The organism is Nonomuraea montanisoli (genome assembly GCF_013363975.1).
Lineage (GTDB): Bacteria > Actinomycetota > Actinomycetes > Streptosporangiales > Streptosporangiaceae > Nonomuraea > Nonomuraea montanisoli.
Genome location: NZ_JABWGN010000011.1, coordinates 305,135 through 330,330, shown reverse-complemented (window position 1 = coordinate 330,330; position 25,196 = coordinate 305,135). Strand labels below are relative to the sequence as shown.

18 protein-coding genes and 1 pseudogene are annotated in these 25,196 nt (G+C 73.2%); 12 read left to right on the top strand and 7 right to left on the bottom strand.

Annotated features, from left to right (window positions below):
- Positions 1-87 precede the first annotated feature (87 nt).
- Positions 88-1,071 (top strand): annotated as a pseudogene (locus HTZ77_RS29005) (GlxA family transcriptional regulator); the annotation flags it as partial.
- 3 nt (positions 1,072-1,074) lie between these two features.
- On the opposite strand, the gene HTZ77_RS29000 reads toward HTZ77_RS29005, so the two are convergent.
- Entirely contained in the window at positions 1,075-3,354 is a 2,280-nt protein-coding gene (locus HTZ77_RS29000; RefSeq protein WP_175592863.1) for a polysaccharide lyase 8 family protein, read from the bottom strand.
- 275 nt (positions 3,355-3,629) lie between these two features.
- Positions 3,630-4,163, bottom strand: a complete 534-nt coding sequence (locus HTZ77_RS28995; protein WP_175592862.1) for an ATP-binding protein — start codon at positions 4,161-4,163, stop codon at positions 3,630-3,632.
- Between the two features lie 341 nt (positions 4,164-4,504).
- On the opposite strand from HTZ77_RS28995, the gene HTZ77_RS28990 reads away from it, so the two are divergent.
- The 5 genes from HTZ77_RS28990 (at position 4,505) to HTZ77_RS28970 (ending at position 11,551) form a co-directional block, all read left to right on the top strand.
- A complete protein-coding gene (locus tag HTZ77_RS28990; protein WP_235995278.1) occupies positions 4,505-6,772 on the top strand; it encodes a sensor histidine kinase in 2,268 nt (755 codons plus the stop codon).
- A gap of 120 nt (positions 6,773-6,892) precedes the next feature.
- Positions 6,893-7,729, top strand: coding sequence for an SAM-dependent methyltransferase (locus HTZ77_RS28985; protein WP_328808833.1), 837 nt, complete (start codon positions 6,893-6,895; stop codon positions 7,727-7,729).
- A 19-nt stretch (positions 7,730-7,748) separates the two neighbouring features.
- Positions 7,749-8,555, top strand: a complete 807-nt coding sequence (locus HTZ77_RS28980) for an SAM-dependent methyltransferase (protein WP_175592860.1) — start codon at positions 7,749-7,751, stop codon at positions 8,553-8,555.
- Positions 8,556-8,661: 106 nt separating this feature from the next.
- Positions 8,662-8,865: a hypothetical protein gene (locus HTZ77_RS28975; RefSeq protein ID WP_175592859.1), complete on the top strand. Its 204-nt coding sequence runs from the start codon at positions 8,662-8,664 to the stop codon at positions 8,863-8,865.
- A gap of 76 nt (positions 8,866-8,941) precedes the next feature.
- Positions 8,942-11,551, top strand: coding sequence for a DUF7824 domain-containing protein (locus tag HTZ77_RS28970; protein WP_175592858.1), 2,610 nt, complete (start codon positions 8,942-8,944; stop codon positions 11,549-11,551).
- Here the strand turns inward: HTZ77_RS28970 and HTZ77_RS28965 are convergent.
- Positions 11,548-12,336 carry an MBL fold metallo-hydrolase gene (locus HTZ77_RS28965; protein WP_175592857.1) on the bottom strand — a complete coding sequence of 263 codons (789 nt, stop codon included), beginning with the start codon at positions 12,334-12,336 and terminating at the stop codon, positions 11,548-11,550. The genes HTZ77_RS28970 and HTZ77_RS28965 overlap by 4 nt on opposite strands.
- Positions 12,337-12,406: 70 nt before the next feature.
- On the opposite strand from HTZ77_RS28965, the gene HTZ77_RS28960 reads away from it, so the two are divergent.
- Positions 12,407-12,919, top strand: coding sequence for a MerR family transcriptional regulator (locus tag HTZ77_RS28960; protein ID WP_175592856.1), 513 nt, complete (start codon positions 12,407-12,409; stop codon positions 12,917-12,919).
- A 165-nt stretch (positions 12,920-13,084) separates the two neighbouring features.
- Here HTZ77_RS28960 and HTZ77_RS28955 read toward each other — a convergent pair whose 3' ends face one another.
- Complete coding sequence (locus HTZ77_RS28955; protein WP_175592855.1) at positions 13,085-14,272, bottom strand: hypothetical protein; 1,188 nt, start codon at positions 14,270-14,272, stop codon at positions 13,085-13,087.
- Positions 14,273-14,382: 110 nt separating this feature from the next.
- Positions 14,383-16,014, bottom strand: a complete 1,632-nt coding sequence (locus tag HTZ77_RS28950; RefSeq protein WP_175592854.1) for a dolichyl-phosphate-mannose--protein mannosyltransferase — start codon at positions 16,012-16,014, stop codon at positions 14,383-14,385.
- Between the two features lie 77 nt (positions 16,015-16,091).
- Here HTZ77_RS28950 and rsmI point away from each other — a divergent pair, with 77 nt between their 5' ends.
- Complete coding sequence (gene rsmI / locus HTZ77_RS28945; RefSeq protein WP_328808832.1) at positions 16,092-16,925, top strand: 16S rRNA (cytidine(1402)-2'-O)-methyltransferase; 834 nt, start codon at positions 16,092-16,094, stop codon at positions 16,923-16,925.
- Between the two features lie 25 nt (positions 16,926-16,950).
- A complete protein-coding gene (locus HTZ77_RS28940; protein ID WP_328808831.1) occupies positions 16,951-18,531 on the top strand; it encodes a dolichyl-phosphate-mannose--protein mannosyltransferase in 1,581 nt (526 codons plus the stop codon).
- On the opposite strand, the gene HTZ77_RS28935 is transcribed toward HTZ77_RS28940, so the two are convergent.
- On the bottom strand, positions 18,467-19,912 hold the full coding sequence (locus tag HTZ77_RS28935) for a hypothetical protein (RefSeq protein WP_328808830.1): 1,446 nt from the start codon (positions 19,910-19,912) through the stop codon (positions 18,467-18,469). The two genes, HTZ77_RS28940 and HTZ77_RS28935, sit on opposite strands and share 65 nt — an antisense overlap.
- 195 nt (positions 19,913-20,107) lie before the next feature.
- Here HTZ77_RS28935 and HTZ77_RS28930 point away from each other — a divergent pair, with 195 nt between their 5' ends.
- From HTZ77_RS28930 to HTZ77_RS28920, 3 genes are read left to right on the top strand one after another with little or no spacing between them, the layout of a single operon-like run.
- Positions 20,108-21,379 carry a glycosyltransferase gene (locus HTZ77_RS28930; RefSeq protein WP_175592851.1) on the top strand — a complete coding sequence of 424 codons (1,272 nt, stop codon included), beginning with the start codon at positions 20,108-20,110 and terminating at the stop codon, positions 21,377-21,379.
- A 58-nt stretch (positions 21,380-21,437) separates the two neighbouring features.
- Positions 21,438-23,219: a methionine--tRNA ligase gene (gene metG / locus HTZ77_RS28925; RefSeq protein WP_175592850.1), complete on the top strand. Its 1,782-nt coding sequence runs from the start codon at positions 21,438-21,440 to the stop codon at positions 23,217-23,219.
- A gap of 2 nt (positions 23,220-23,221) precedes the next feature.
- Positions 23,222-24,088 carry a TatD family hydrolase gene (locus HTZ77_RS28920; RefSeq protein WP_328808829.1) on the top strand — a complete coding sequence of 289 codons (867 nt, stop codon included), beginning with the start codon at positions 23,222-23,224 and terminating at the stop codon, positions 24,086-24,088.
- A 1-nt stretch (position 24,089) separates the two neighbouring features.
- Here HTZ77_RS28920 and HTZ77_RS28915 read toward each other — a convergent pair whose 3' ends face one another.
- A complete protein-coding gene (locus tag HTZ77_RS28915) occupies positions 24,090-25,172 on the bottom strand; it encodes a hypothetical protein (RefSeq protein ID WP_175592848.1) in 1,083 nt (360 codons plus the stop codon).
- Between the last annotated feature and the right edge of the window lie 24 nt (positions 25,173-25,196).

Sequence of the window (25,196 nt, the reverse complement as noted above, 5' to 3'; positions counted from 1 at the left end):
GGCGGAACCACGCTGGCAGGAGGAGCAGCGCCCGGACAGTGACAGCGGTGACGCCTTGCCACAAATACCTGCCATATCCTCGACCGGATGAGCGCCGGTACCGTGGCCCTGGTCGTGCCCGAGGGCATCGGGATCCCCTCCTGGGACCTGTACGAGCTGAGCATCCCGTGCACGGTGTTCGGCAAGCCGCAGCCCGACCTCGCCGACCCCTGGTACGACCTGCGGCTGTGCGCCATGGACGCGGGCGGCGCCGGTTCACCGTACGAGCTGACCGTGCGGACCCGCTACGGCCTGGACGACCTGGCCGGCGCGGACACCGTCATCGTGACCTCCGTGCCCGACGCCTGCGTCGAGGACGGCGCGCCGCTGCCGTCCGGCCTCGTCGCCGCGCTGCGCCGCGCCCACGACGGGGGCGCCCGCATGGTCTCGCTGTGCACCGGCGCCTTCGCGCTCGCCGAGGCGGGCCTGCTCGACGGGCGGCGCGCCACCGCCCACTGGATGCACACGGCGCAGCTCGCCGCGCGCTACCCGAAGGTCGAGGTGGACGACTCGGTGCTGTACGTGGACGACGGCGACGTGCTCACCAGCGCCGGCGTGACCGCGGGTCTCGACCTGTGCCTGCACCTGGTGCGCCGCGACCTCGGCGCGCACGTCGCCAACCAGCTCGCCAGGCGCATGGTCGTGCCCGCGCACCGGCCGGGCGGGCAGGCGCAGTTCGTGGACCTGTCCGTGCCGGTCACCGACGACGCGGGGCTCGGGCCGGTGCTGGAGTGGGCGCGCGGCCGCCTGGACCAGCCGATCACGATCGAGGACCTGGCCCGGCGGGCGGCGATGAGCCCGCGCACCTTCTACCGGCGCCTCAAGGCCGCGACGGGCACCACGCCGCTGCGGTGGCTGCTCGACCAGCGGCTCGGCCTGGCGCAGAGCCTCCTGGAGTCGACCGACCTGCCGATCGAGAAGGTGGGCGAGCTGAGCGGCCTCGGCACCGCCAACAACCTGCGCCACCACTTCCTCAAGCAGGTCGGCGTCTCCCCGGGCGACTACCGCCGCGCGTTCCCTCGCGACCCTCGCTTCTCAGGCCAGGCGCAGCGTGATCGTGCAGGAGCCGCCGAGCCGGTCGGCGAGGCCGTCGAAGCGGGCCGTGAGCGCCGGGCCCGCCGTGGCGCCGGACAGCCGCGGATGGCCGTGGGCCAGGGCCGCCACCGGCCGGCGCCAGGTGACGGTCAGCTCGTCCAGGTCGCGGCGCGGGTCGGCGACGGTGAGCGTGGCCGTGCCGTCCGGCAGTTCCCGGACGAGGACCGCGCAGGGAGCGGAGGCGGTGAGGGGACCGGCCGTGCCGGGGTTCCAGAAGTTGACGGCGGTCAGCCCGAGTGACGGGACGTGGACGCCCTGCCGGCGGCGGGTGTTGGCGAGGACGCCGACCCAGCCGGGGTCGGCGGCGCGGGCCCGGGTGCGCTCCTCGGTGGCGCCGGGCAGCAGCAGGTAGACGTAGGCGGCCTCGCGCGGGTCGGTGCCGTGCTCCAGCCAGAGCGTCGTGTAGTCACGCGTGAGGGCGTCACGCGCTATGCCGTTCGGGCCGGTCCGCCGCTCCTGGACGGTGCGCAGGGGCGGGCCGCCGCCGGGCAGGACGTAGCCGCCGTGCCCCTCCAGGTGCGCCCACGTCGCCTCGACCGTGAGGGGCGCGCCGGTGCGCCGGTTGTCGACGACGGTCTCGACCGGGACGCCGTCGCGGGAGGTGATGCCCGCCCCCAGGCACACGACGGCGTCGTCCAGGAAGAACCACGACTTGAACGCCTCCATCGTGCTCTCCAGCCCGTTGAGGTGCTGCCCGACCGTCGCGTACGCGCCGTCGGTCGCGCCCCCCACCCACCGCCCGGGCGGGCACGTGTCGCCCCATCCGGGGCCGGCCCCGTCGGGCAGCCGCTTGGTGGAGACGGTGGTGCCGGGCAGCCGGTACGGGTCCACGGTCGCCCAGAAGCCGTCGGAGTAGTGGTCGCCGTGCCCCTCGGCCCACCAGTAGAGCATTCCGGAGCCGGTGTGCCACCCGCGCAGGTTCTCGCCGTTGCCGTGCTCGTAGTGGCCGATCCGGTACGACGCCATGCTGAGCCCCGCGCACCAGCCCGGCGCGCGGTGAACGGCGCGGGCGCTCATCGGCAGCAACCGGTGCCCGGCCGGTTCGGGGGCCGCCGGGATCCGCGCGTCGGCGGCGACGGCCGCCAGCCGGGCGTGGAAGCCGAACTCGCCCTCGCTCTCGGCGGCGTCGAGCATCGGCCGCGCCGTGTCGCGCGCCGCCCAGCCCTTGACCATCGCCTGCCAGCGCGCCCGGTCCGCCTCCGGCGCGGTCTCGGCGAGCAGCAGGACCGCCGCTGCGATCAGGCGTCCCCTGCGGTGGTCACCGAACGGCCGGCGTCCGATCCCGCGCCCGCCGGTCAGGTCCATGCAGAACCCGTCGTGGATCACCGGCGCGAACGAGCGCTCCACGCTGTCGTGGACCACCCGCCGCTGCTGCTCGGGGATCTCCCACGGCGTGCCGCGCAGGACCGTGAACAGCGCCGCGAGCCCCGCCAGGGCCACCATGCCGTACCCGCCCTGGTACGGCACGTACGTGTGCTGGATGAAGGAGCCGTCCCGGTAGAACCCGTCGCCCTCCTCGACGTACCGCAGGACGGGTGACAGCGCGGAGGCGGCCAGCTCGGCCCGGAGGTGGTCGGCCCCGAGGATCGCGCGCAGCAGCATGACCGTGCACAGGTCCACCCGGTTGGCGCCGGTGCTGAGGCCGCCGTAGTGGTGCAGGCGCCTCGGCGGCACGAAGTGGTCCACGGCGTCGCGCAGCCCGCCCGCCTGCTCGGCCGTGAGGTGCGGGGCGATCAGCACGGCCGCGTCGAGCAGGACCTTGGGCACGCCGATCCGCCAGTTCCACCAGTTGCCCTCCGGGCGCGCCCCGGCGGCGTACACGTGGCGACGGTAGTGGTCGATGCCCGCGGCGACGGCCGTGGCCAGGCCCGGGTCGCCGGTCAGCCCGGTGCCGGGCAGCGCGTACGCGCGGGCCATCGCGCGCAGCCGTTCCGGGGTGTCGGTGAAGGACGGGTAGGGCAGGCCGGGCCAGAGCGAGGCGCGGTCCGGGGCCATGGTGTCGCGGTGCCGGCCCGCCGCGCGTCCCAGCTCGGCGAGCCCTTCCCGGTACGGCGGGAGAGCGGCCACCCGGGACACCGGGGCGGTGGTCAGTTCGGTCCACTGGCGGCGCAGGAGGTCGAACGCGTCACCCCACAGGCCGGTGGCGGCCACCGGGATCACCGCTCCGGCCGCCGCCGCTCCGCCCAGCAGCAGGAGAGATCGCCGGGTGTATCCGCGCACGAGCAGATTATCGGGGAACGGAGATCCCCTCGCGCGACAGGAGGGGGAGGGGACGGGGCCGCGGCGCGAAGGGGAAGGCGGGAGCGCCGCGGCCCCGGGGAGGGGGACGACCGAGGGGGCCGCGGTCCTCAGGGGAGAGGTGCGAGGACCGCGGCCCGAAGGGGGAGGGGGACCACGGGGAGGGGACCGTGGGCTTACGGGCTACTGAGAGGTCGAGACGCCGGGGCCGTCCTTAACCCGGTGACCTGCACGGCCCCGGCGTCCCGCGGGGGATCTCAGAATGGCTTGGCGCTCATGGCGGCCAGTCCCCAGGAGTGGCCGCGTTCGGTGTGCTTGGCGGAGCCCGCGCCGTCGGGACCTTCCGGCGCGGGCTCCGGGACGGGAGCCGGCAGCTCGAACCAGACGACCTTCCCGCGTGGGGTGTGGTCGCCGCCCCAGCAGCAGGCGAGCATGTCGACCAGTTGCAGGCCGCGTCCGCGCTCGTCGTGGCGGCGCGAGAGCCGGACCTGCGGAAGCTCCGGGTCGCAGTCCTCGACCTCGACGCGCAGCAGGCCCTCCTCCTCGGTGAGGCTGACGCCGACCGGCCCGTACGCGTGCTCCATCGCGTTGCTGACCAGCTCGCTGACCAGCAGCTCGGCGATCTCGCTCTGCGCGGAGTGACCCCAGGCGGCCAGCTTCCTGCGAACCAGGCGGCGTGCCCTGCCGACCTGGTCCGGGCGGGACGGGAAGCGCCAGGAGGCGACCCGGCATCCCGCGGTGGCGGTGCCGCTGATGGCGGCGATCAGAGAGAGCCAGGGACGCGCGTTCATCGCTCGCCTCCCTGACGGGTGTCGTCGTCGCCGCCGTGGAGGTCCACTGACGGGCCTGCGGTCCGGTGGTGACTCATGGTTGGGACCCTCGCTCCTTGCTTCCCCCGAGCGGTTTGCTCAGGTCTTAAGCGTCCCTCACACCTTCGGGCAGAGGGACGTGAGAAATCCCGATATAGGTACCTATTTCCTGAGTAGGGGTGGCGTCTACGTAGTGGCCCCCGCCACACTCCCCCTTCGCCCGGCGAGCCCGTAACGGCCTGGCCACGACGGGCGAAATGTCACCTTGTAGGAGTCATAATCCTGTCCAGCGGTGGCACGCCGGGCGAGGAAGCGGGGACAGGATGGCCGGACTGACCGGTACGGACGACACGACCGGCGATCCAGGGAACGCCCCCGAGCCCGGAGGGAGCGCGACCGGCGACACATCCGAAACCCTCGGGAGCGCGACCGGCGAGGCCGCCGAAACCCCCGGAGGCGCGCGCCAGGACCCGCGGGCCGTGGTCGCGCAGGCCGGGGCCGCCGTGATGGCCGCACTCGGGCCCGTCCTGGAGATCACCGCGCTGCTGATCCTCGCGAACCTCCCGGACGCCTGGCACCCCTCGCTCGCCTCCACCCCCCAGTCGGCCGCCGCCCTGACGTTCCCCGTGGTCGGGGCGTTCATGATCCATCATCGGCCGGGCCTGAAGCTGGCCTGGCTGATGTGCGTGGGCGGGCTGGCGGCCGGGGTCAGCGACTTCGCGTCGGCGCTGATGTTCCGGGTGGCCGCCGACGGTGACCTCGTCACGGCCGGCCACCTGCGCATCGCCGCCGCCATCGGCTGGGCGGTGTGCGGCGTGACCCTGACCACGCTGCTGCCCCTGTTCTCGCCCGACGGCCGCCTGCCCTCGCCGCGCTGGCGCCCGGTCGTCGCGCTGGGCACGGCCGCCCTCTCCGTCGAACTGCTCAGGAACGTGTTCCGCCCGGATCCGCCGCCGGCGCGGTACCCGTACCCGGCGGTGATCCCGAACCCGCTCCAGATCCCCGAGCTCGCGCCGTACAACCACACGATCTCCACGGTCGCCTGGACCGCCATCTACACCTCGATGGCCCTGTCGGCCCTGTCGCTGCTGGTGCGGATGCGCCGCGCGGACCCCGTCGGCAGACGGCAGATCGGCTGGCCGCTGTTCGCCTACGCCGGGTACATCGTCTTCCTGGTCGCGGGCGCGTTCGAGCCCGGCCTGGCCTGGCTGTCGATCACCTGGGCAGCGCTGATCCCGATCGCGGTCGCCTTCGCGGTGACGCGGTACCGGCTCTACGGGATCGACACCGTGATCAGCCGGACGTTCGTGGCGGCGGGCCTGCTGGCCGTGGTCAGCGCCGTGTACTTCGGCGTCGGCGCGCTGGCCGGGCTGGTGGTCTCCGGGTACGACCAGATCGCGGGCCTGGCCGCGGCCCTGTTCGCCGGGGCGTTCTTCCAGCCGCTGCGGCGGGCGCTGCAGCGCGCCGTGGACCGCATGCTCTACGGCGAGGTCGGCGACCCGCGGCTGCTCGCCGCGCGGCTCACCCAGGAGGTGCGCCGGGCCGACCCGGCCGAGGCGCTGAACTCGGTGGTGGGGGTGCTGCGCGACGGCCTCGCGGTCGAGGGCGCGGCGGTGGAGGTGGCCGACGGCGAGCCCCGCTACGTCGAGAGCGGCCGGGTCGGCGACCGTCCGCGCGAGGTGCCGCTCGTCTGGCACGGCGAGCGGGTCGGCCGGCTGCTCGTCGGGCCGCCCGGGCCGCGCCGCTTCCCCGCCGCCCACGACGAGCGGGTGCTGGCCACGCTCACGCCGTACGTCGCCGACGTGGCCCACGCCGTCCGCATGGCCGCCGACCTGCAACGATCGCGGGAACGCATCCTCACCACCCGCGAGGAGGAGCGCCGCCGCCTGCGCCGGGACCTGCACGACGGCCTCGGCCAGACCTTGGGGGCCATGGCCATGACGATCAACATCGCCCGCAGCCGGCTCAAGAACTCCCCGGACTCCGCCGACGCGCTGCTCCAGGACCTGCGCTCGGGCATGGACGCCGTCGCGGGCGACATCCGCGAGCTGGTGTACGGCCTGCGGCCCCCGGCGCTCGACGACCTCGGCCTGGCCCGGGCCGTACGGGAGCTGGCCGGCCAGTCCTCGGCCGAGACCGTGATCGAGGTGGAGGCGGACGGCGACCTGAGCGGCCTGCCGGCCGCCACGGAGGTGGCCGTCTACCGGATCGTCCAGGAGGCCCTGACGAACGTGCGGCGGCACGCCGACGCCCGTCACGCCCGCGTGGCGCTGCGGCGGGACCCGGCGGCGCTGCGGGTGCGGATCAGCGACGACGGCCGGGGCCTGCCCGACGGGCACCGGGCGGGCGTCGGCCTCGGCTCGATGCGCGAACGCGCGGCGGAGCTCGGCGGCGTGTGCGTCGTCGGCCCCGAGCCCGGTGGAGGCACCCGCGTGGAGGCCACGCTGCCTCTCCCTGCGGCGGACTCGGCCGCGTCAGGAACTGCGGCGGACTCGGCCGCGTCCGGAGCCGCGGCGGACTCGGCCGCGTCCGGAGCCGCGGCGGACCCGGCCGCGTCCGGAGCCGCGGCGGACCCGGTCACGTCCGGGTGATCCGCGCCACCTTGATGATCTGTGCCGAATCCCACTCGGACGGGATGGCCGGATCTTGTGGCAGGAGTCCAGATCTTTCCTAGAATCAGGCTCAAAATGATCACCCTGAGAGGGGGTCGCGTGAGCGACCTGGACCGCGTGCCACCGCCCGGAGTCGACACCCGTGTCCCGAGCGTCGCCCGCATGTACGACTACTACCTCGGCGGCAAGGACAACTTCGCGTCCGACCGCGAGGCGGCCGAGAAGATGATCGAGCTCGGCCGGGCCATGGGCAACGACGCCCGCCAGATCGCCCAGGCCAACCGCGGCTTCCTCGGCCGGGCCGTCCGCCTGCTCGCCGAGAGGGGGATCACCCAGTTCGTCGACATCGGCGCGGGCCTGCCGACCCAGGACAACGTCCACCAGGTCGCCCACCGCCACACCCCGGGATCGCGCGTCGTCTACGTGGACAACGACCCCATCGTGCTGACCCACGCCCGGGCCCTGCTCGCCCGCGACCCCGACGTCCTCGCCCTCGCGGGCGACCTCAGGGACCCGGACGCGATCTTCGACGACCCCCAGGTCGCCGGGCACGTCGACCTCTCGCGCCCGTGCGCCGTCCTGCTCGTCGCCGTGCTGCACTTCATCACCGACGACGCCGAGGCCGCCAAGATCGTCGCACGGATCCGCGAGCGGCTGGCCCCCGGCTCCTACCTCGTGCTGTCCCACCTGTACGAGGGCAACGCCACCGACGACATGGCCCACGCCGGCCAGACCGTCTACGCGGGCACCACCTCGGGCGGCCTGGCCCGGCGCGGCTACGACCAGATCGCCGCGTACTTCGAGGGACTGGAGCCGCTCCCGCCCGGCATCGTGCCGGTGGACGCCTGGGACCCCCATGTGGAGCCCGGCCCCGACCTCGACCTCGACCGTCCGGGCATCCTGGCCGGCGTCGGCCGCGTGCCCGCCGGCGACTGACCCCTCCGATCGGAGCCCGATGGACAACCAGAGCGCCCACTCCGCCTGGGAGCGGGTCGACACCACCAAGCCGCACTCGGCCCGCGTCTGGGACTACCTGCTCGGCGGCAAGAACAACTACGCCGCCGACAAGGAGGCCGGCGACACGATCCTGAACCTGTTCCCGGCCTTCGCCGAGGTCGCCCGTCTCCAGCGGCAGTTCCTCAACCGCGCGGTGCGCTTCCTGGCCGGGGAGGTGGGCATCCGCCAGTTCCTGGACATCGGCACGGGCCTGCCCACGGCCAACAACACCCACGAGGTGGCCCAGTCGGTCGCCCCGGAGTCCCGCATCGTGTACGTCGACAACGACCCGCTCGTGCTGGTCCACGCGCGCGCCCTGCTCGCCGGCACGCCCGAGGGCGTCACCGAGTACCTCGACGCCGACGTCCGCGACCCGGACCGGATCCTGGAGGGCGCGGCCAAGGTCCTGGACTTCAGCCGCCCGGTCGGCCTGACCATGCTGAGCATCATGGGGCAGGTGAGCGACGCCGAGGACCCGAACGGCATCGTGACCCGGCTGCTCGACCGCCTGCCTCCCGGCAGCCACCTCGCGCTCAGCGACGGCACGAACTCCAACCCGGCCCTCGTCGCGGCCGTCGAGAGCTACAACTCCCGGGCCGCCTACCCCTACAACCTGCGCGCCCCGGAGCACATCGCCACGTTCTTCGAGGGCCTGGAGCTGGTGGAGCCGGGCGTGGTGCCGACGCCGCAGTGGCGGCCCGGGCCTGAGGGCCACAACCCGTCCGACCCGGTCAGCGCCGTCTGTGGAGTGGGTCGTAAGCCCTGACTCACGCGTTTTCCCCTGGTGTTCGCTCGTGTCCTGAGACTGTGGACATGTGCATACCTCGGGGGAGGAGCGCTGGTTTCAGGCGTTTCGCATACAGGCGGGCCGCATGGCCTTCCCGGACTGGAGTCCGCGGCCGGAGGAGTGGGTGAGCCTGCGCACCCTCCTGGAGATCGAGGGCGACGGCGCGGGCGTCACGGTGACGACCGAGGTCATCCTCTATCTCGGCCACACGCGCGTCCGAGCCCGGCGCTACCGGGGTGAGGAGGCCAGGCGGTTCTGGCTGGAGCTCATGAAGCGGACGAGCTCATGAAGCGTGCGAGCTCATGAAGCGTGCGGCGGACTGAGCCCCCGGTCCTTGTCGGTGGCCGCCACTATGGTCCCCGATCATGAAGGTGTCAGGACACGCCGCCGCGCCGAGCGGGGCCTGGGACGCGGTCCGCGCCGCCGTCCAGAGGGAGGACGCCGCCGCCACGGCGGCCGTGGTCGCCCGGCTCACCGACGAGGAGCGCCGCGAGGTGGCCCGCGAGCTGCCCGGCCTCCTGGCCACACTCAGGAGCTTCGGCCATGGTCGGGCCGGCGCCCGGTCGATCTGGTCGGCCGACGAGAACCTGGGCTGGTCGGAGGCGATGCGGGTCGCCGGCGCGGGCACGATCGCCGGGGCCGCCGCCGTCGTCACATGGCTGAACGGTCGCGACTTCCGCCGCTTCTGGAACGACCCCGACGACGTCCCGCACATCCTTCAGGTGGTCGCCGCCCGCCCTCCGGAGTGGCAGGCCGACCTCGCCGTCCGTCTCGCGCTGCGCCTGCGCGGCACCGAGCCCGGACGGTCCAGGGCCGTACGGCTGGTGCTGGAGCTGCTGCGCCGCACCGGAGCCGAGCCGCCGGAGCATGACCCGCTCACCCTGGCCTGGATCGACGCCTGGCCGGCCGACCCGGGCGACGCGCCGCTGCTCGACGCCATGCTGCCGCGCGTGTTCGCGTCCGAGGGCGTGGGCCGGCTGCTGCGCGGCGACGAGGAGCGCCCGGCCCGGCTGGCCGCTCTGGCGGCGAGCGGCCGGGTCTCCCGCGCGCTCCTCCTCGACGGCTGCCTCAGCCGGTTCCTGCGCGGCGGTACGGCCGCCGACCTGCGCTTCTTCGTCCGTCTCCACGAAGCCCTCGCCCCGTCGGCGGCCGAGGTGGCCGAGCGGCGGCGCGACTACGCGGCGCTGCTGCCCGCCGCCCCCGCCAACGTCGCCGACCTCGCGCTCAGGCGGCTGCGCGCGGTCGGCGGGCTGGAGCCCGAGGAGGCCCGCGAGGCGGTGGAGGGACTGCTGTTCCGCGCGGAGGGCAAGCTGGTGCGCGCCGGGCTGATCTGGCTCGACCGGCTCCTCCGCGACCACCCGGGCGACCTCGACGGCTACGCCCCGGCCCTGGCCACGGCGCTGATGTGCGAGGCGGGCGAGGCGCGTGAGCGGGCCGCGCGGCTGGTGCTCGGGTACGCCGCCCGCTTCACCCCGGACGGGGCGGCGGCGATCCGTGACGCGGTCGCGCTGATGCCGCCGGGGGAGGGCGTCGCGCTCGCCGAGGCGTTCGGGGGCGACGCCGTGCCCGCCGCGCCGGAGAGCCGTTTCGCCTCGCCTCCGCTGCCGCCGGCCCCCGAGCCCACCCCCATGCCAGTGCCGGTCGCCACGCCCGCAGAACTGCTCCGTTTGTGGCCGTTCAGGGGCGACTGGCTCCCGGCGGAGCGCTGGCTGGACGGGTTCGTCCGGCTGGCCGCAGGCGACCGACCGGCCCTGACCGGGGCCCTCGCCACCACCGCCGGCCGCTTCCGCACCCGGGATTACTGGAGGCGCCCGTGGTGGGACACCGAGCCATGGATCATGGCCATGGCCAAGGAACTGAGCGACCCCGGCGTCGAGCGCAGGACCGCGAACGCCGTCCTGGCCGGTGACCGGCCCGCCGCCGTCGAGGAACGGATCCCCGAGGCGGGGCACGCGAAGCCGAGCCTCCGCATGCCGCTGCGCCGTTACGCGGAGGTCTACCAGGCGCTGACGGACGGCGCGCTCCCGCCGTACCTGCTGGCCACGCCCACCCACGTCAGCGGCCGGCTCGACGCGGCCGTGCTGGTGGAGCGCCTGGAGGGTTACGAGCGCGACGGTATGGAGCCGTTGCCCGTGGACCTGGAGCAGGCGCTGCTCCGCCTGTCCCGCACCGCCCCCGGCGAGGTGGCCGAGCGCGCCGCCCGGCTGACCGGTGCGGCGGGCCGCGCGGTCGCCCGCCTGCTGTCCGGCGAGCGCGTCGAGCCCCGCGTGGAACTGCGGTGGAAGGAGGGCTCGCACGGCCCCCGGATCACGCCCGTTCTGTCCTGGGACAGCCCCGGCATAACCGTGCTGGACGGGCAGATGACGTCCGCCGGATCGGAGGAGATGCTGGACCAGCTCCTCCCGGTGCTGCCCGCCCACCGGGAGGTGGCCGCGGCGTTCGCCGTCCACGCCATGCAGTCCTACGGCCCGTACAGCAAGCTCGAATCCGACGCCCTGACCGCGCTCGCGACCGCCGAGGGGCCCGCCGGACCGAGTGTGGGGTGCCTCGCGGCCCACCACCTGTGCCGTCACCCCGAGGAGGCGGTGCCGCTCCTGCTGGATCTGGCCGCTTCCGGTGGGCTCGGAGAGGAGACGGGCCGGCAGCTCGCGGCGCTGCTCCGCGACGACGCGACCCGGTGGGAGTACCGCTGCTACAGCCCCGTCGAGGTGCTGCGGGCGCTGGAGGAGCTCGCCCGGAGCGGCGCCCACCGGGAGGTGTGGGGGGTGATGACGGGGCTGCTGGCCGCGTACCTGCCGGGGCCCGGCGAGCGGGCCACGAGCACGCACACCCGGATGATGACGCTGGCCGCCGACGTGGCCGGCTGGGCGGGCGCGCGGGGCGCGCTGGAGCCGGTCGCGGAGCTGGCCGGCCGCAGCCGGGTGACCGGCCTGGTCCGCGAGGCCCGCCGCCTGCACGCCACCCTCACCGCCTAGCCCACCCGCCGGGCGAGCTCCCACGGGTCGTGGGCGGAGAACACGTCCACCCCGTGCTCGTGGGCCAGTGTCCGCAGCCGGGCCTGGTTGGCGATCCGGAGCTCGGCGTCCACCTGCGCCAGTTGCTGGACGAAGTCCATCAGCGGGTGCGCGACGGGCTCCGGTTCGAGCTCGCGGTGGTAGAGGTAGGCGTCGCCCGCGTGCAGCAGCCAGCGGTCGCCGTCCCTGACGGCCACGCCCGCGTGTCCCCGCGAGTGCCCGCCGAGCGGCACGAGCAGCACGTCGTCCAGCCCCTCCAGGGGCCGCGCGCCCTCCATGCCGAACCAGGTCTCGCCGCCCTCGCCGTAGGTGACCCAGCGGGGGCCGTGCGCCCAGTGGCCGGGCCGGTAGCGCCGGCTCGGCGCCTCGGCCGCGGCGGCCTCCAGCTCGGCCGCCATGACGTGGACGGCGGCGCCGGGGAAGTCGGGCAGCCCGCCGGTGTGGTCCACGTCCAGGTGGGTGAGCACGACGTGCCGCACGTCGGCGGGGTCGAACCCGAGCGCGGGGAGCTGCCGGGCGGCGGTCTCGGCGGGGGCGAGGGCGGGCATCACCTGCTCCACCCACTCGGTGTCGAGCAGCTCGGCGGGCCGCGCGACGTCGTCGAGGCCGAGGCCCGCCTCGACGAGCACGAGGCCCGCGGACGGCGTCTCGATGAGCAGGGCGTGGCAGACCGCGGGGGCGGTGGGCAGGCCGGTGGTGGACTCGATCTCACGCATCGAGCCGAGGTTGAGGTGGTGAATCTTCATACGCCTACAATGCGACTTGAACCGCGGTTCAAGTCAAGCGCGCTTCATGTCGAGCGCGAGGGGAGGCGTCATGACCGAGGAACGGAACGGGACACCGCTCGGCACGGGCGAGGCGGACGAGGCGTTGCTGGACGTCGGCGAGGTGGACGGGGCGTTGCTGGACGTCGGCGAGGTGGACGAGGCGCTGCTGGACATCGGCGAGGTGGCCCTGCGGTCGGGCCTGGCCCCTTCGGCGCTGCGGTTCTACGAGCGCAAGGGCCTCATCGAGCCGGCCGCGCGCAACGGCCTGCGCCGCGCGTACCGGCCGGAGACGCTCGACCGGCTGGCGCTGATCGGCTGCGCCCGCGACGCGGGGTTCACGCTGGCCGAGATCGGCGCGTTCCTGGTGGCCCGGCCGTCCGACACGACGCTGCGCGAGCGCATGGCGGCCAAGGAGCGGGAGGTGGACGCGCGGGTGCGGCAGCTCACCCGGCTGCGCGACAGCCTGCGCCACGCGTCCGTCTGCGACCACGACCCGCTCGTGGAGTGCCCCGACTTCAAGCGCGCCATCCGGAACGTCAACGCCCCGGAGGACGCGCCCTGAACCCCTTCGAGGACGCGCCGAAGGGGCAGGGCGGAAGCGCCGGCCCGCGCCGACGTACGGAAGGGGCGGCGTACGAACGCGCCGGCCCGCGCCGACGTACGGAAGGGGCGGCGTACGAACGCGCAGGCCCGCGCCGACGTACGGAAGGCGCAGCGTACGGACGCGTCAGCCCGCGCTGACGTACTGCCGGGGCCGCAGCGCGTGGGCGCGCAGCGCGGCCAGGGCCGCGAAGTGGCCCACCCGCGACATGCGCACCGCCAGCTCGTCGCCGAACGCCAGCCCGAGCGCCGTGAGCCGCCCCACCAGGTCGTCCACCGGCTTGGCGACGTCGCCCGGCTCCGTGGCGGGATGCCAGCCCTCGTCGCCGACCACCTCGGCGACGCGGCGCCGCAGCTCGGCCGGCGAGATGAGCGACCCGTCGGCCAGCAACATGAGCGCCGCCTCGCGGGCCGCCAGCTCGAACTCCTGCTCACCCTTGGGCAGCAGCAGCCGGGTCACCGCCTCCCACATCGCCTCGGGCGACAGCAGCAGCCGCCTGCCCACGGCGGTGATGGTCAGCCGCGCCCCGTCGCGGCGCAGCGCGTTCAGCTCCCGCTCGGCCAGGTCGCGCAGGCGCAGCGCCTCCGGAGAGGGCGCGAGACGCAGGGGCAGGCTCTCCTCGGAGGCCGCCAGCGACAGCAGCCCGTGGAGCGGGGGGACCGACTGGGCGGCCACCGGCGCGTGCAGCCGGACCTCGAACGGCTGGGCCAGCTCCCTGCGGGCCGGGCCGCGGCCCAGCACCCAGCGGTTGAGCCGCTCGCCGTGGACGCGGTTGAGCCAGCTGTCGCCGCCCAGGTCGGTCCGGGGCTCGGTGAGCCAGCGCCGGGTGAGGGCGACCCGGTCGAGCTCGTCGTCGCCGGCGAGGATGGCCAGCTCCAGGGCCGCGGAGCAGGCCACGTGCGCGCCCAGCTCCTCCGGGCCCATGATCGTGCTCCACTGGAGCTCCGGCACGTCGGGCGGCAGCACCCCCGTGGCCTCCAGGGCCTCCTGGTAGGCGGCGGTGCCCGCGTCCTCGCCCTCGCGGGCGTACGTGCGCAGGATCTGCAGGGTCGTGGGGGAGACGCACAGCGCGGCGTACCGGCGCAGGCCGCCGAGGTGGAGCAGGCGGCCGAGCGAGCGGGCCAGCCGCTCGTGGTCGCCGCCGACCTTCAGCGGGAGCGTGTACCAGAGGAACTCGCAGACATCGAGCTGCGTCACCGTCTCCAGCGGGTCGCCGCCGGTCAGCCACTCGACAGCCGTCCTGGCCTCCTCGGCCAGGTCCGGCTCGGAGCGCTCCAGCTCGGCGAGGAGCGCGGTGACGTCTGGTGCACTCATGCCTCGAAGTTTGCCGTATCGACCCCGGGCCTGACGATGCCCGAAACCGGTGCGTATTGGGTCTTGCACGGATCTACCCTACGAAACAACTGATAAGTGGACCGGCACTGTCAGATCCACCGTTTGTCGAAGAGCATGCGGGCCTTCCATTCGGTGTAGGGGATGAGCTCGGCCGTGAGGATCGGGTGCAACCACCAGAAATTGATCAACGCCAGCAGCGCGAACGCCCCGACCACCGCCGCGCCGATCGTGCGCCGCATCGGCAGCGCGCCGCTCTCGGTGCGTTTCGCCGGCCCGATCAGCCAGCCCGCGCACAGCGTGATCGCCAGCACCATGAACGGCACCATGGGGATCGCGTAGAACAGGAACATCGTCCGGTTGTCGGTGATGGCGAAGTAGAACCAGGGCAGCCAGCCCACCGCGTACGACAGCAGCACCGCCCCGGCCCGCCAGTCGCGCGAGGCGACGTACCAGGCGATGAGGGCCACCAGCGCGAGCAGCGACCCGAACCAGATCACCGGCGTGCCCACGCCGAGCACGGCCTCCGAGCAGTCGCGCGCGCCGCAGACGTTCTGCTTGCCCTCGTAGTAGAACGCGACCGGACGCAGCAGCAGCGGCCACTGCCACGGCTCCGACATGTACGGGTGGGAGGTCTCCAGCCCGCTGTGGAAGGTGAAGACCTGCCACTGGTACTTCACCCACGACCGCATCGAGTCGATCACGAAGTAGAACGGCCCCGACGAGGTGGCCTGCGCCCAGTTGCGGCCGTAGCCCGTCGCCGTGGCGAACCAGCCGGTCCAGGTCGCCATGTACGCGACGAACCACACCACGCCGTAGGCCGCCACCGCGGGCGGCACGTCCTTGGCCAGGGCCCCCGCGTACGGCCGGCGCAGCCCGACCGCCCGCCGCGCCCCGAAGTCCCACATCACCGACATGACGGCGAACGCGGCCAGGAAGAAGATCCCGGACCACTTCACCGAGCAGGCCGCGGCCAGGCACAGCGCCGCGCCGATCCGCCAGGGCCGCAGGCCCAGCGACGGGCCCTCGGGCGACAGCGGGCCGGTCTCGTACCACTCCACCAGCCGCCGCCGGGCCCAGTCGCGGTCGGCGACCAGACAGGCGAACCCGGCCAGCACCCAGAACATGAGGAAGATGTCGAGCAGCGCCGTGCGCGACAGCACGAAGTGCAGGCCGTCGAGCGCCAGCAGCAGACCGGCGAAGCAGCCCAGCACGGTCGAGCGGGTCATCCGCCGCGCCACCCGGGCGATCAGCAGGATCGACAGGGTGCCGACGACCGCGGCCGCGAAGCGCCAGCCGAACGGGTTCATGCCGAACATCCACTCGCCGACGCCGATCATCCACTTGCCGAGCGGCGGGTGGACGACGTAGGAGGCGCACTTGTCGAGCTGGTCGGGCGCGCACTTCTGCCAGATGTCGAGGTTGCCGGCCAGGATCGCCTTGTCGGCGTCCTTGATCGTGACCCGCTCCACCAGCCAGGTGATCAGCGAGTAGGCGTCCTTGGCGTAGTAGGTCTCGTCGAAGACCACGGCCCGGGGATGCGCCAGGTCGACGAAGCGCAGGATCCCGCCGAAGGCGGCGACGAGCAGCGGCCCGAGCCATCCCCACAGCGGGTTGGAGGGCATGGGCGGGACCATCCGCTCGCGCACGGAACGTGCACGGGGACTGCTCTCGTCGGCCTTCGGCTCACCAAAGGCGTGGTACGCGAAATCGGTCACCGCCATTCGGACATCGTACGGGGCTGAGGCCGATGTTCACCCGTGAACACCGTCCTATCGGGACGTCCTGCCACAATGGCCGGGTGAGAGAAGACGGCAGACTGGTGCTGGCGGGAGCCCCGATAGGCCAGGCGGGAGACGTCTCGCCGCGGCTTCGCGAGGTGCTGCGGAGCGCCGACGTGGTCGCCGCCGAGGACACGCGGCGGCTGCGCAGGCTGGCCGCCGACCTCGGCGTCGAGATCGGCGGCCGGGTCGTCTCCTACTACGACGCCAACGAGGCAGGCCGGGCCCAGGAGCTCATCGAGACCCTCAAGGAGGGCCGCACGGTCGTCGTCATCACGGACGCCGGGATGCCGGGCGTGTCGGACCCCGGTTACCGGCTGACCCGCCTCGCGGTCGAGGAGGGCGTCACGGTCACCGCGCTGCCCGGCCCGAGCGCCGTCACCACCGCCCTGGCCGTGTCCGGGCTGCCCAGCGACCGCTTCTGCTTCGAGGGCTTCCCGCCGCGCAAGACGGGCGAGCGCGCCCGCCGCCTGTCGGCGCTGTCCGGCGAGGAGCGCACGATGGTGTTCTTCGAGGCGCCGCACCGGCTGGCCGAGTCGCTGGAGGCGATGGCGGAGGCGTTCGGCGCCGAGCGGCCCGCGGCCGTCTGCCGCGAGCTGACCAAGACCTACGAGGAGGTGCGCCGCGGCGGCCTAGCCGAGCTGGCCGCGTGGGCGGCCGGCGGGGTCAAGGGCGAGATCACCGTCGTGGTGGGAGGCCACGTCCCCGACGAGGGGCCGCCCGACCTGGAGGCGCTGGTCGCGGAGGTGGAGCGCCGGGTGGCCGCAGGCGAGCAGCGCAAGGCCGCCGTCGCCGAGGTCGCCAAGGCCGCCGGGATGCCCAAGCGGGAGCTCTACGACGCAGTGCACAGGTGATCTCTCACCCCTTAGGGTGCAGGTCGTGAAGAACTGGGGGGTTTCACCACGCAGGCTCGTGCCGCCGATGCAGGGCGCCCCCCTGTGGGGATGGCTGGGGCCCGTCCTGGTCACCGTCTTCGGCGGGATCCTGCGCTTCGTGCGCCTCGGCGATCCCCGCGCCGTCGTCTTCGACGAGACCTTCTACATCAAGGACGCCTACTCCCTGCTGACCTTCGGCGTCGAGCGCCACACCCTCGGCGACGTCAAGGACCCGATCGCCGACCGGCGCATCCTGGCCGGGAACCTCGACATCTGGAAGCACTGCCCGGAGCCCTCCGACTGCGCCGCCTTCGTCGCGCACCCGCCGCTCGGCAAGTGGATGATCGGCCTCGGCGAGTGGATGTTCGGCATGAACCCGTTCGGCTGGCGCTTCGCGGCCGCGGTCGTCGGCACCCTGTCGATCCTGCTGATCGCCCGGGTGGCGCGGCGCATGACCCGCTCGACCCTGCTCGGCTGCCTGGCCGGTCTGCTGCTCGCGCTCGACGGCCTGCACCTCGTGCTGTCGCGCACGGCGCTGCTCGACATCTTCCTCATGTTCTGGGTGCTGGCCGGGTTCGCCTGCCTCGTGGTCGACCGCGACCGGGCGCGGGACCGGCTCGCCGCCTGGTGCGAGACCCACCCGCTCACCTCGTACGGCCCCCGGCTCGGGCCACGGCCGTGGCGCGTCGCCGCGGGCGTCTGCCTGGGCGCCGCCTGCGCGGTCAAGTGGTCCGGGATCTTCTTCCTCGTCGCGTTCGCCGTGCTCAGCTTCGTGTGGGACATGGGGGCCAGGCGCGCCGTCGGGCTGCGCGAGCCCTACAAGGGGACCTTCGCGCTGGACCTGCCGCAGGCCACCGCCGCGATGGGACTCGCCCCGGCGCTCACCTTCGTCGCGTCGTGGGCGAGCTGGTTCGCCCGCGACGGCGGCTACGGGCGCGGCTGGGCGCAGGCCACCTCGTCCGGGCCGCTGTTCTTCGTCGTCGACTCGGTGCGGTCGTGGCTGCAGTACCAGGTGCAGGTGCTCGGCTACCACACCGGGCTCGACCTCTACCACCCGTACAAGTCGGAGCCGTGGACGTGGCCGGTGCTGTTCCGGCCGGTCCTGTTCGCCCAGGAGACCGGCGGGACCGGCTGCGGCGCCCGCGACTGCTCGGAGACCGTGATCGGCGCCGGCACCCCCGCCCTCTGGTTCGCCGCCTGGCTGGCCCTGCTCGGGTGCGTCGTGTGGTACTCCTCCGCCCGTGACTGGCGGGCCGGCGCGGTGCTGCTCGCCGTGGCCGCGGGCTGGCTGCCGTGGTTCTACTACGCCGTCGCCGACCACCGCACGATGTACCTGTTCTACATGATCCCGGTGGTGCCGTTCATGGTGCTGGGGCTCACCCTGGTCGCCGGGCTGGCGCTCGGACGCCAGGACGCCCGGCCCGGGCGGCGCGCGGCGGGCTCCGCCGTCGCCGGCGCGCTCGCCCTCGTCGTGCTGATCAACTTCTGGTGGCTGTATCCCGTGCTGACCGGCGAGACGATCACGCAGGCACAGTGGTGGGCTCGGATGCTGATGCGCTCGTGGGTCGAGGCCGCCCCCAAGTGATGCCGCGGCGCAGCGTGATCCCCGCCGCGATGCAGGCCAGCGGCACCGCGGGCAACACGTACCGGTAGTCGAACTCCGCCGTCGCCGCCGGCGCCAGCAGCAGCCCGAACGCCCCGAGCCACGGCAGCGCCACCGGCCCGCCGACGCTGCGCCAGCGCACCGCCACGCCGTACAGGCCGACCAGCATGATGCCGCCGAGCATGATGCCGCGCAGGTAGAACACGTCCTGGTAGCTGCTCATGATCTCCGCGAACGGCGAGACGATCCGCGTCTCGGGCGGGCCCTGCTCGTAGGAGAACGCGTCGGTGTCGGTGCGCCCCTGGTAGGCGGGCCAGTTGGGCAGCCGCTTCGGCCGCCCGTTGGTGTCGAGGTCGTAGTAGGGGCGGAACTCGTACATGTTGAACGTGGCCGCGTCGGGGAACTGCCGCCGGTCCCAGCGGAAGGCGCGGAAGAAGTCGCGCGCCACCACCGTCAGGTAGTCGCCCGGCTGCGACATGATCGCCCGCGTGGCGAACGCGCTCGCCGCCTCGTTGGTGATCTCGGTGAACTTCTTGCCGGCGCCCCACCGGTGCAGCACCTCGCCGGTGCCCGTGCCGCCGCCGCCCTGGCCCCACAGGTACCACTGGGCGTAGTCCTTGCGCTGGTCGACGGGGTCGTTGATGCACAGCAGGAGAAGCTGGATCTCCTTGTACTTGTCGATGTTCATCTTCGAGCAGTCGGCGAAGATGGCCGTGCGCATGTAGAGGATCAGCCCGTCGCTGTTGGTCATGGCGAACTTGCCCATGCTGGCGGCGAACCAGCCCATGTAGCTGAGGATCGGCACCGCGCAGGCCACGATGACCGCCACGACCGCCTTCCAGCTCGTCCGCTTGACCACGAGGTAGGCCACCACGAGCGCGAGGATCGGCAGCCCGATCGAGCGGGTCAGCCAGGTCAGGGCGAGCAGCAGGCCCACCACCGCCCCGAGCTTCCACGACATCCGCCGGTGCCACAGCACCATCGTGACCACGCCCACGACCAGCAGCATGAACATCGAGTCGGACATGATGAGCTGTTCGAGCTGGATCTGGTAGGCGTCGAACAGCACCGGCGCCGCCGCGAGCGTCGCCCCCCACTTCGGCAGCGCGAACCTGCGCCGCAGCAGCGCGTAGATCAGCGCGGCCGTGGCCAGCCCCATCAGGTGCTGGGTGAACACCACCAGGGCGAAGCTGTGGAACGGCTTCAGGATCATCATCCAGAACCCGTAGCCGCTCGGCCTGATCGGGTGCGGCCGGGGGTGCAGCGCCACCGAGACGTACTCGTAGGAGTCGTTGAACCACATCGCCGGCCCGTATCCGAGCATGGTGACGAGCCGCAGCACCCCGCCCAGGGCGAAGGCCACGGCGAACACCCGATGACGGCGCAGAAAGGCCAGCGCACGCGCCGTCCGGCCAGGGGCGGAGTGGTCCACAGGGGTAATCTCCGCGACGCTCACCATGCTGTAAAGAATGCCAGCCGTTTCTAGGACTTGCCGCGACCAAGTCTGGGCAGAGGGCATGATGGTGTGCTGGAAGTGTCCTAACTGAAGGGTTGAGACGTGGAACTGACGGTGGTCATGCCCTGCCTCAACGAGGCCGAGACCGTGGAAGTCTGTGTGCGCAAGGCATTGGCGTGCATGGAGGAGCACGGCATCGAGGGCGAGGTGCTGATCGCCGACAACGGCAGCACGGACGGCTCTCAGCAGATCGCCCGCGACGCCGGCGCCCGTGTGGTCCACGTCGACGAGAAGGGCTACGGCAACGCCCTCATGGGCGGCATCAGGGCCGCCCGCGGCAAGTACGTCATCATGGGCGACGCCGACGACTCCTACGACTTCACCGCCCTGGTGCCGTTCGTCGAGCAGTTGCGCGACGGCGCCGACCTGGTGATGGGCAACAGGTTCCGGGGCGGCATCGCGCCGGGCGCCATGCCCCCGCTCCACCGCTACCTCGGCAACCCGGTGCTGTCGTTCATCGGCCGGCTGTTCTTCCCCTCGGCCATCGGTGACTTCCACTGCGGCCTGCGCGGGTTCCGGCGCGACTCGATCCTGCGCCTGCAGCTCCAGACCGGCGGCATGGAGTTCGCCTCCGAGATGGTGGTCCGCTCCACGCTGTCCGGCCTCGACGTGCGCGAGGTGCCCACCACGCTGTCGCCCGACGGCCGTTCCCGGCCGCCGCACCTGCGCTCCTGGCGCGACGGCTGGCGCCACCTGCGCTTCCTGCTGCTGTACAGCCCCAAGTGGCTGTTCTTCTACCCCGGCCTGGTCATGATGGCGCTCGGCCTGGTCGCCGGCACCGCCCTGACCTTCGGCCCGGTCGAGATCGGCGAGCTGGCCTTCGACGTCGACACCCTGGTCGGCGCGTCGGCCGCGGTGGTGATCGGCTTCCAGGCGGTCCTGTTCGCGGTCTTCACCAAGGTCTACGCGGCCGAGGAGGGGTTCCTGCCGGAGTCGCCGCGCATCCGCAAGCTCATCGACATCGTCACCCTGGAGAAGGGGCTCGTGGCCGGCGGCCTGCTTGCCCTGGCCGGTCTCGTCGGCCTGGTGATGTCGCTGGTCCACTGGCAGATCCGCAGCTTCGGCGAGCTCGACCCGCGCGAGTCGCTGCGCATCGTCGTGCCCTCCGCCACGGCGCTCGTCATGAGCTTCCAGACCATCTTCGCCGCGCTGTTCGTCAGCATCCTCGGCATCCGCCGCACCCGCGAGACGCCCGCCGACGTGGCCGCCAAGGCCGCCGAGGAGGCCGCCGAGATCGTCTCCCGCGAGCAGGCCGGGCAGACGGCCGGCGAGCAGGCCGAGCAGGCGCCCCGCGAGGACACCACCACCCGTTGACCCCGGCGGGGCGGTAACCCGTTCGTGGTGCCCGCCCCCGCCCCGTAGGCTTGGAACCATGTCCCAGCACATCTTGACCGCCGTCGCGTGGCCGTACGCCAACGGCCCTCGCCACATCGGGCACGTCTCCGGATTCGGCGTGCCGTCCGACGTCTTCAGCCGCTACCAGCGGATGGCGGGCAACAAGGTGCTGATGGTCTCCGGCACCGACGAGCACGGCACGCCCATCCAGGTCCAGGCCGACAAGGAGGGCGTGACCGCCAGGGAGCTCGCCGACCGCTACAACCGGGTCATCGCCGAGGACCTGACCGGCCTGGGGCTGTCCTACGACCTGTTCACGCGCACCTCGACCCGCAACCACTACGCGGTCACGCAGGAGATCTTCAAGGGCCTGTACGACAACGGCTACATCTTCCCCAAGACCACGATGGGGGCGATCTCGCCGTCCACCGGGCGCACCCTGCCCGACCGCTACATCGAGGGCACCTGCCCCATCTGCGGCTACGACGGCGCGCGCGGCGACCAGTGCGACAACTGCGGCAACCAGCTCGACCCGATCCAGCTCATCAACCCGAAGAGCCGGATCAACGGCGAGACCCCGGTCTTCACCGAGACCGAGCACTTCATGCTCGACCTGCCCGCCTTCGCCGAGGTGCTCGGCTCGTACCTGCAGTCCAAGCAGGGCGACTGGCGGCCCAACGTGCTGAAGTTCGCTCTCAACCTGCTCGGTGACCTCCAGCCGCGGGCCATCAGCCGCGACCTCGACTGGGGCGTCCCCATCCCGCTCGACGGCTGGCGCGACCAGCCCAACAAGCGGCTGTACGTGTGGTTCGACGCGGTCATCGGCTACCTGTCGGCCTCCATCGAGTGGGCCAGGCGCTCCGGCGATCCCGACGCCTGGCGCCAGTGGTGGCAGAACCCCGACGCCCGCGGCTACTACTTCATGGGCAAGGACAACATCGTCTTCCACGCCGAGATCTGGCCGGCGATGCTGTTCGGCTACAGCGGCCAGGGGGCGCGCGACGGCCGGCCGGGGTCGCTGGGCAAGCTCGACGTGCCGTCCGAGGTGGTCTCCAGCGAGTTCCTGACCATGGAGGGCCGCAAGTTCTCCTCCTCGCGCCAGGTCGTCATCTACGTGCGCGACTTCCTCGCGCGCTACGACGCCGACGCCCTGCGCTACTACATCGCCGTGGCCGGCCCGGAGACCCAGGACACCGACTTCACCTGGCAGGAGTTCGTCAACCGCAACAACGGCGAGCTGGTGGCCGCCTGGGGCAACCTGGTCAACCGGTCGATCTCGATGGCCGCCAAGAACTTCGGCCAGATCCCCGAGCCCGGCGACCTCACCGACGCCGACCGGGCGCTGCTCCAGCGCTCGCGCGAGGCGTTCGGCCCGGTGGGCGCCGAGCTGGGCCGCTCGCGGTTCAAGAACGCCATCACCGAGGCCCTCGACGTGGTCCGCGACGCCAACCGCTACCTCGCCGAGCAGGAGCCGTGGAAGCTCAAGGACGACCCGGAGCGGCAGAAGTCGATCCTGCACGTCGCCCTCCAGGTCGTCGACGACGCCAAGACCATGCTCACGCCGTTCCTGCCGGGCTCGTCCAACAAGGTCCACGCCATGCTGGGCGGCGAGGGCGTGTGGGCCGGCATGCCGGAGATCCGCGAGGTCGACGAGGACGGCGGCCCCTCCTACCCGGTGATCACCGGCGACTACGCCGACGGGGCCCGCTGGGAGCACCGGCCGATCCAGCCGGGCACCCCGCTCGCGCCGCCGGTGCCGCTGTTCAAGAAGCTCGACCCCAAGGTGGTCGACGAGGAGCTGGCCCGGCTGGGCGAGTGACCGTGAGCAAGCCCCCCGCCGCGCCTCCCGTCGCGCCGGAGCCGCTGCCGGCTCCGGTGTTCGACAGCCACTGCCACCTCGACATCATGGTGGGCGACCGGCAGGCGTCCTCGGGCGACCCGGTCGCCCAGGCGGCGCAGGCCGCCTCGGCCACCGTGAGCGGCATCCTCGACGCCGCCCGCGCCGTCGGGGTGACCCGGCTCGTCACGATCGGCTACGACCTGCCGTCGTCCCGGTGGAACGCCGAGGTGGCGGCCGCCCACGCCGACGTGTACGCCGGCGTGGCGATCCACCCCAACGAGGCGCACGCCGCCACACCCGAGACACTGGCCGAGATCGAGGAGCTGGCCGGCCGGCCCGAGGTGCGCGCGGTGGGCGAGACCGGCCTCGACTACTTCCGCGACTGGGCGAGCCGCGACGACCAGCACGCCTCGTTCCGGGCGCACATCGAGATCGCCAGGCGCACCGGAAAGGCGCTGGTCATCCACGACCGCGACGCCCACGCCGACGTGCTCAAGGTGCTGGCCGAGGAGGGGGCGCCGCCGGTCGTGGTGTTCCACAGCTTCTCGGGCGACGCCGAGATGGCGGCCGAGTGCGCGGCGGCGGGCTACTACCTGTCGTTCTCCGGGCCCGTCACGTACAAGAACGCCGGCTACCTGCGCGAGGCGGCCCGGGTGGCGCCGGTGGAGCTCATGCTCGTCGAGACCGACGCCCCCTATCTGCCGCCGGTGCCCCACCGCGGCAAGCCCAACGCGCCCTACCTGATCCCGCTGACGCTGCGCTGCCTGGCGGAGATCAAGGGCGTCGAGCCGGACGCGCTGTGCGAGGCGATCGAGGCCAACGGGGTGGCCGTCTTCGGCGCGTGGTGACCTAGCCGCCCAGGGACATCCCGAAGTCCGCGCCCTTCGCGGGCTGCACGTCCTGTGGCTCCTCGGCGTTGCGGCCGGTCACCGCGACCTTCCCGTACGGGGCGGCGTCGGGCCGGCCCACGTACAGCTTGTTGCCGCTGAAGGCCACGGCGTAGCCGGCCAGGTCGTCGGCGGCGGGCAGCACGCGCTCGTCGGCCGGGTTGCGGAACGACAGCACCCGCACGCCGCCGCCGTACGGGGCCCCGACGGCCAGCCTGCCGTCGGCCGAGGCGGCCAGGGAGAAGCCGAACGCCTGCTTGCCGCCCTGCCGGACGGTCCTGACGGGGGCGAGCTTGGGGTTCAGGAGCTGTACGTAGCCGGGGCCGGGTGCGCTCACCGCGAGGCCCGCGCCGTCGGCGTACGCCACCGCGTAGCCGTACCGGTCGCCGTCGGCGTCGGTGGGGGAGTCGAGCTTGACGCCCGAGAGTTCGGGCGCGAGCGCGTCGGCGAGGACGACGACCGACCCCGAGTCGATCTTGCCGGTGCCGACCTGGCGGCCCGCGCCGTCGTCGTTCTCGTACGGCACGCCCACGATGAGCTGGTTACCCGCGCCGAAGGCCAGCGCCCAGCCGAACTGGTCGCCCACCTCGCCGTTGCCCGGCACCTCCTGCGACTCCTGGCTGATCCGGCGGGGCCGGCCCTCGCCCTTGGCCACGTAGACGGCGCCCGTGTCGGCCAGCCGCGCCTCGTCCTCGTACGGTGCGCCGATCGCGACCAGGTCGCCCTTGCCGGCCACGGACCAGCCGAAGTGGGCGTCGCGCTGCGGCTCGGGCGCGGTGAACTGCCGGGGCGGCGCCGCGCCGCCGCCGTACACGACGTAGGCGGCGCCGGCGTCCTCGCTGCCGCGCACGTCCGTGAACGGCGCGCCGACGACCAGGTCGGCGCAGGCGTCGGCGTTGACCTTGGCCAGCCGCACCGACCAGCCGAACCCGTCTCCTGCCGCCAGACCGGGCACCGGGACGGGCACGACCTTCTGCCCGGAGATCACGTGGACGGCGCCCTTGTCGTCGTCGGCGAACGGATCGCCGACGGCCACGTCGTCCACGCCGTCACCGTCGAAGTCGTTCGG